The organism is Pseudomonas sp. SDO5591_S426 (assembly GCF_054070755.1).
This window is the reverse complement of sequence record NZ_JBSVXD010000239.1, coordinates 1-7,185: the sequence shown is the minus strand read 5'-3', so window position 1 is coordinate 7,185 and position 7,185 is coordinate 1. Positions and strand designations below refer to the sequence as shown.

Below are 7,185 nucleotides of genomic sequence, written 5' to 3'. Positions count from 1 at the left end.
CCATAAATGTTGAATGTGACGCCCCTTCGCGAGCAAGCCCGCTCCCACAGGGTTTGATGTACACCCGTAGAAAATGGCAGCCATTGGCTGCCATTTTTTGCAGGCATCGATTTTACCGAGTGCGCTTGTTGAACATCAGCACCGCCGCCAGCGCGGGCATCAACAGCAGCGCACCCACCATGTTCCACAGGAACAGCAGTACCAGCAACAACCCCATATCCGCCTGAAACTTCAGCACCGAGAACGACCACGTTGCGACGCCCAAGGCGAGGGTGATGCCGGTGAAGGCCACCGACGTACCGGTGGTTTTCAGCGCTTCAAAGAACGCAGCCTGGAACTTCAATCCTTGATGCAGAAAGCCTTCGATGCGGCTGTACAGGTAAATCCCGTAGTCCACACCAATGCCTACGCCCAGGGCAATCACCGGTAGCGTGGCGATTTTCACCCCCAGTCCCATTTTCGCCATCACTGCTTCGCACAGCACGGTGGACAGGTACAGCGGCGCCATCAAGGCAAAGGTCACCTTCAGCGAACGGAACTCCCACAGCACCACCAGGCTGATGATCACGAACACCAGGACTAGCATGGTTTTTTCCGATTGCTGGATGGTGATATTGGTCGCCGCTTCGATCCCGGCATTGCCGGCGGCTTGCAGGATTTCGAAGTCACCTGAGTCGTAGCGGGCGTTGAAGGCATTGACGGCATCGACCACGCGGGTCAGGGTTTCAGCCTTGTGATCGGCCAGGTACAGGCTGATCGGCGCGACGCTGCAATTAGGGTCGACGAACTCGCCCGAGACATTGGAGCGCGCGTTGTTCATCACGAACTGGTCACGGGAAAACTCGGCCCATTTCGGATTGCCCTCGTTGCGCGCCAGGATGTTGAAACGCATCGCGTTGTACAGCGACTGCACCGATTCCACGCCCGGCACTTCGCGCATGTGCTGTTCGAATTGATTGGCCAGGTCGGCGGCGGCATAGCGCGAGCATTGCTCCGCCGGGGTCTTGAACATCACCACGAAAACATCGGTGCTGGTGGTGTAATGATCGAGCAGGTACGCGTTGTCCTGGTTGTAACGCGACTCCGGACGGAACTCCGGTGCGCCTTTGTCGAGGTCGCCGATTTTCAGGTCCTGGCGCGCGTAGTAGCCGATACCAAGCAGCATCAGGCTGACCACGATCAACGCCATGGCGCGACGAGGCTGGACAATGGTCGCCACCCGGCGAAACACCGGCCACGAGGATCGGCTGCGTTTGAGTTGTTGCTGCAAACCCCGTGGGCTGACGCCGACATACGACATCAACACTGGCAGCAGGAACATCTTGGTAAAAATCGCCACGAACACGCCGATGCTGGCGGTGATCGCCAGTTGCTGGATCACCCCGATGTCGATCACCAGCAAAGTGATGAAACCGACCGCGTCCGCCAGCAGCGCGGTGGTGCCAGGAATGAACAACGCACGGAACGTTCGTCGCGACGCTTCGACAGGCGTCACGCCCAGGCTCATCTCGCTCATCATCAAATTGATGTTTTGCACCGCGTGGCTGATGCCGATGGCGAAAATCAGGAACGGCACCAGGATCGAATAAGGATCGAGGCCAAAGCCCAGCAGGCTGAGCAGGCCCAACTGACAAACCACTGTCAGCAGGCAGGTCAACACCGTCACCGCCGTACTGCGCCAGCAACGGCAATACCAGAACAGCAGCGCGCTGATCAGGCCCACGGTCAGGGCGAAGAACAGCGCGATGTCACTGGCGGCGGCGAGCAGGTCGCCAATGATCTGAGCAAATCCGATCACCCGTATCGTCACGCCTTGGGCGCCGAAGTGCTGGCGAACCTGGGTTTCCAGGGCCTGGGTGAGGGCGCCGTAGTCCAGTGGCTGGCCGGTTTGCGGGTCGCGTTCGAGCAGTGGCACGCGGATGATCGCCGACTGAAAGTCATTGGCCACGAAACTGCCGATCATGTTGGCGCGCTGGATATTGCGACGTACTTGGTCCAGCGCTTGCGGGCTGCCGTCGTAGGTGTCCGGGATCACCCGGCCGGCGCGCAAGCCTTCGGTGGTGACTTCCGACCACAGGGCATTGGGCGTCCACAGGGACTTGAGGTTGCTGCGGTCGACACCGGGAATATAGAAAAGCTTGTCGTTGACCTCGCGCAGGGTCTCAAGAAATTCCTTGGTGACGATATCGCCCTTGGGGTTTTGCACCAGCACTCGCAGCACGTTGCTTTGCGGGCGCAGGACGTCTTCGAATTTCAGGTAATTGGCAATGAACGGGTGCCCGGTGGGAATCATCCGGGTGAAACTGGCGTCCGGTCGCAACGATAGCGCCGCGATGCCCAGCACCACCGATGCAATCATGAAAAAAGCCAAAACCAGCCAACGATGACCGAACAGCAGGCGCTCGGTGAAGCCCACGGCACGTTGCATGGCGCCGATCTTGATCGGGTCCTGAGGGAGGGGGGCATTCATTTTGCGTGTTCCTTGAAGGGCATCATCGGCAGAACCTGCAGGCCGGCAGCGCCGACCAGCAGCAGTTGCCCGGTGTGGGTTTCACTGACATTGAGCAGCGCTGCCTTGCTCGGTGCGCGCCATTGCTCGAAGGTTTTGCCATCGGTGCTGTACAGCAACAAGCCACCTTGTCCCGCCAGTACCACGGCGCCGGAAGACAACTGCTTGATGCCGTACAGACTGGCCTTGACCGGTAAATCGCGGGGCGTCCAACTCACACCCTGATCATCACTGACCAACAACGTACCGCCGAAACCGGCTGCCAATACCTGGCCGCTGGACAGTTTGGCGATGGCGTACAACGAGGCATCGGTCGGCTGTTGCGTGGGTTGCCAGTGTTCGCCGCTATCGACAGAGCGATAGAGCCGGCCACCTTCACCGGCGACCAGCAAGCTGCCATCGGCCAGGCCCAAAATGCTGTTCAGGTGCAGGCGGTCCGGGTTGTCCAGGCCGTTGACCGCGTGCCACGAAGCGCCGCCGTCGGTGGTCTTGAGGAATATGCCGTAGGCGCCGACCACCCAACCTTCGCGGGCGTTGCGAAACCACAGGCCCAGCAGCGGACGAGAAGGGCCGGAGTCACTGGCTGCCTGTGCGTCATCCAGCGCAAACCGGGCGTTTTCCAGGGCGTTGGCGAGGTGATCGTCATCCGGTGCAGCGCTGGTGGCCTGTTCGGCAGTGGCCAAATCGTCTTCGGCTGCCTTGAGCAGTAACGGGTTGATCGCTCGGCCATCCAGTTGCTTGTTCCAGGAACGGCCGCCATCCTGGCTGTGCAGCACCACACCGTCGTGGCCCACGGCCCAGCCGTTTTGCCCGTCGACGAACTGCACGGCGGTCAATAGCAGATCGACCGGCACCTGGGCTTGTCGCACCTGGCCGCTGGCATCGCGCAGCAGAATATGACCGGCCGCGCCGACCATCACTTGTTGCTCACCGACTGGCTGGACGTCGCTCAACAGTGTTTGCGCCCCCAGTGCGGTCGATTGCGACGGGCGCTCCAGGCGATCGTTCAGCGTTGCTGCATTTACAGCCGTAGCGCCCAGGCAAAGCAGCAGGGCGAACGCGGGGTGTAGGGGGAATTTGAGTGGCATGGCGCACCCTGTTTTTTAGGGAGAGAACGTAAAGCGGGCGGTCAGCATGTGCCGACCGCCCGGCCATCGAGGAAGGGACTAGCGGCCGCTGCGACGCAGGGCGGCGGTGCTGAAGTCCTTGAGATCGGCCTTGATGCCGAACTGCGCGCGTTTCTCTTCGTTTTCCAGACCCGAAACGATGTAGCGGCGGGCCTGCAAGTCATAGGCGACGTCGCTGATGTGAATCGCCGAGAGCACGTCATAGCGCTGCAAACTGTGGGCTTCCTGCACACGCCACAGCTCGCCGCGACCGTCATACAGGTCGGCAGCCAGAATCGCCCAGCTGTCTTCGTCGATGTAGAACACGCGCTTGCCGTAGATGTGACGCTGGCCAGGCTTGAGCGTGGCTTCCACCACCCAGACGCGGTGCGGTTCGTAACGAATCAGGTCCTGATTGAGGTGATCGGGCTGGATGATGTCGCCGTACTTGAGTGAGTGGGACGCCAGTTTGTAGGTGTTGTAGGCCACCAGCATGTCTTTCTTGCCCACCAGCTTCCAGTCATAGCGATCCGGTGCGCCGTTGAACATGTCCATCATGTCGTTGGTGCGCAGTCCTTCGGACGTCACGACCGGCGAGTCATAAGAGATTTCCGGTGCGCGCAGCACGCGGCGCTGACCTGGGTTATAGGTCCAGGCAAGGCGGGTTTCGGTGGTCTGGTCGATGGGTTCATGCACCAGGTTCTGGCTGCCCGCCACGCTTTCCGGCGAAGTGACCTTGCCCAGGTAGTAATAGAGGCGATTGGGTTCGGGGTTGCCCATCGCCGAGGCCATCATCACCGAGACATCACGACGCACCGGGGTGAACTTGCCGTTGGCTTGCACCACCATTTCCGTCGGGTAGTTGTGATAGCCGCCGGCACGGTAACGGACCATGTGGTTGTAGATGGCCTCAAGCCCCGTCTTGGGAATCGGGAACGGCACTGAGGTGTTCTGGTAATTGAGCATGCCGTTGCCGTTGTCGGCGAGCGAAACCGAGGCTGCTTCCTTGCGGATTTCGGCGTACTCACTCTGCGGCAGGGCGGCCGTGCGATGGCTTGGGTAGACCTGCATCTTGAAGGTCGGGTACTTCTGCAACATCGCTTGGTAACCCGGCGTCAGCTCGGCCTTGTATTGGGCCATGTTGGCGGCCGTCACGGTGTACAGCGGTTTCTCATTGGCGTACGGGTCCAGGTAGTCCTGGGCCGGGTTGGAACCGGCGGGCGCTGTGGTCAGGCCGCCGGTCCAGGCAGGAATGGTGCCGTTGGCGTTGCCGGCCATTTCCGCGCCCACCGGGGTCAGGTCGGTGCCGAGGCGGGCGATGTCCTTGCTATCCAGGGCGGCCAGCGCCGGGGCGCTGGCAACGCTGATCATGGCGCCGAGCAGAGTGAGTCGAAGCAGTTTTTTATGATTCATGGTGAAGTCTCGAACTAGAAGCCCATGCGCAGGCTGAGAGAGATGAAGTCCTTGTCGGTGGGAGCGAAAGGGGTGTTGCCGGTGCCCGACCAGGACACCTCGGCGGAGTAGTCCTGCAAGTAATCAGCGCGCAGGCCGACCGAGCCCAGCAAACGGTCTTCGACGAAGTTGCCGTCGTAGGACCAGCCCTTGACGTCCTGACCGAAAGCCATGAACGGCGACAGGTTGACCCCGGCGAACACGCCCGGGTAATTCAACTGGGCACGCAGGCGATAACCCCAAGAGAACCGGCTGGTGTAGCCATCGCTGGAGCAGGCGTACTGTTTGTATTGCTGCACCGTGACCCCGGCGGCACAGCCGGCCGCGCTGCCGGACGCCAGGTCACTGCCGTAGATTTCCGACTTGTTGTAGCGCCGGTCCGACTGGTCTGGCAGGTCGTGCATGTACTTCATCGCCGCTTCGCCCATCAGGTTCAGACTGTCCGCGCCGAGCACCTGCGGGATGGATTTGATGAAGCCCAGGGAAAACTGGGAAATCTCCAGACGGTCGTAGCCGTTGTAGACCGAACCCGGTGTGGCACGCAGGGCGTCATTGCCCAGGGTCAGCGGCTGGCCGATGGCGGCGCCGGTCGCTGCGGCGTTGCCGGCGAAGGCCGGAATCAGGTCGCCCGTGGCCAGTTGCACCGGCTGGTTAGGGCGATAGCTGTACTCGCCGAACACCGAGGTGCCCCACAGGTTGGTGGAGAAACTCAAACCGAAAATGCGGATGTCTTCGGGGTAGTCGGCAAAGTAGGTGGCGTTTCTGGCCGCGTTGCCGGGGGCAAGGTTGGGATCGCGCCAGCCGGCACCCGCCGGACCATAGCGGTCAGTGTTGATACTGGCGTATGGCATGCGCGAATGAATGTTCATGGCGTAGGCGCCGAACTCGGTATCGATGGCGTCGGCGAAGTAGCGCAACGACACACCGAACTGGCCGCTGTCACGTGGATCGTTGTTCGGGCCACGCTCAATGATCTGGCCGGCGGCGTAGGAGGCCGGGTCATTGGCACCCGCACGCGGCACGCCGTAGCAGCCGTCGGTGATGTAGTCGTTGCTGGAGAAGTACGTGCCGCAGCCTTCCAGGGTCGAGGCCTTCCATTGCAGTTGATAGAAGGCTTCCAGGCTCAGGTTGTCGGTCAGGCCTAGGTTGCCGTACAGCATCGGCACCGGCACCAGCGCTTCCTTGAGTTGCGAGCCGGGACGGCGCAGGGCCGCGGTGTCGACCGGGTTGATGGCGTTGATGCCGTTCTGGAAGAACAGGCCTTCACCCCAGTTGACCACTTGATTACCGGCCCGGGCATTGAGCGGGTGCCCGGCAAGGTCGAAGTCGCCGAACACGTAGGCGTCGAGCAGCTCGATGCCCTGGAACTGCGCAAGATCATCGAAGTGACTGTCGTTGAGCGTGCTGTTGGCCTGGTAGCCGTTGGCGGAATGGCCGAAGTCGACGTTGTGGTGATTCAGCGTGTAGTCGTACCAGGTTTTGCCGCGAATGAATGCGCCGTAGTTTTTCCAGTTCAGCTCCATTTCACCGAGCACCGTCACGGGGGACGACACCAGGTCGCCCTTGTCCCAGTTCAGGCGACTGTCATCGACGTTGCGCGCACTGTTGGGGTTGTACTTGCCGGCATGGCCACGGCCGATGCTGTCGGCGTTGCCCTGGAAGATGTAATTGCTGTTGGGGTTTTCAGCGCTCCACACCGAACCCACGCTGATGCTACCGTTGGCTCGGCCACTGATTTCTCCCCATTGAAACTCCCCCGCGTGCACGGTCTGCATGACAGCCAGTGACAGCGGCGAGAGGACTAGAACGGTACGGGCCAGCAAGGTGCGACCACGGATTGGGGTCATAAAAATGCCCTCCTGATTTTTATTGTTGGGGGCTTGAAACAGGCGCGGTTTACCTGGGGCCTCGCGCCACTGCGTCAGGCAGTCGCGGCAAGGTGGACAAGCTGAGGGAGATGATGGATAGCGCAGCGGGGGAATTCAGTGCAGATCACGCCAGTGATTTACCAAATGCTGTCAGGGACATTCGTTGGTCCACACACTCAATCCATGTGGGAGCGGGCTTGCTCGCGAAGGGGCCATCACATTCAACATTAATGGTGACTGACACTCCGCC

At 60.9% G+C, this 7,185-nt stretch carries 4 protein-coding genes; all 4 read right to left on the bottom strand.

What is annotated here, in order from left to right; all coding sequences use genetic code 11:
• Positions 1-112: 112 nt before the first annotated feature.
• On the bottom strand, positions 113-2,470 hold the full coding sequence (locus ACW9JC_RS27265) for an efflux RND transporter permease subunit (protein WP_457458886.1): 2,358 nt from the start codon (positions 2,468-2,470) through the stop codon (positions 113-115).
• Entirely contained in the window at positions 2,467-3,597 is a 1,131-nt protein-coding gene (locus ACW9JC_RS27260) for a WD40/YVTN/BNR-like repeat-containing protein (RefSeq protein ID WP_457458884.1), read from the bottom strand. The genes ACW9JC_RS27265 and ACW9JC_RS27260 overlap by 4 nt, the downstream gene beginning before the upstream one ends.
• 78 nt (positions 3,598-3,675) lie before the next feature.
• Positions 3,676-5,028, bottom strand: a complete 1,353-nt coding sequence (locus ACW9JC_RS27255) for a DUF1329 domain-containing protein (RefSeq protein WP_457458882.1) — start codon at positions 5,026-5,028, stop codon at positions 3,676-3,678.
• A gap of 14 nt (positions 5,029-5,042) precedes the next feature.
• A complete protein-coding gene (locus ACW9JC_RS27250; RefSeq protein WP_448107960.1) occupies positions 5,043-6,914 on the bottom strand; it encodes a DUF1302 domain-containing protein in 1,872 nt (623 codons plus the stop codon).
• Positions 6,915-7,185: the final 271 nt, after the last annotated feature.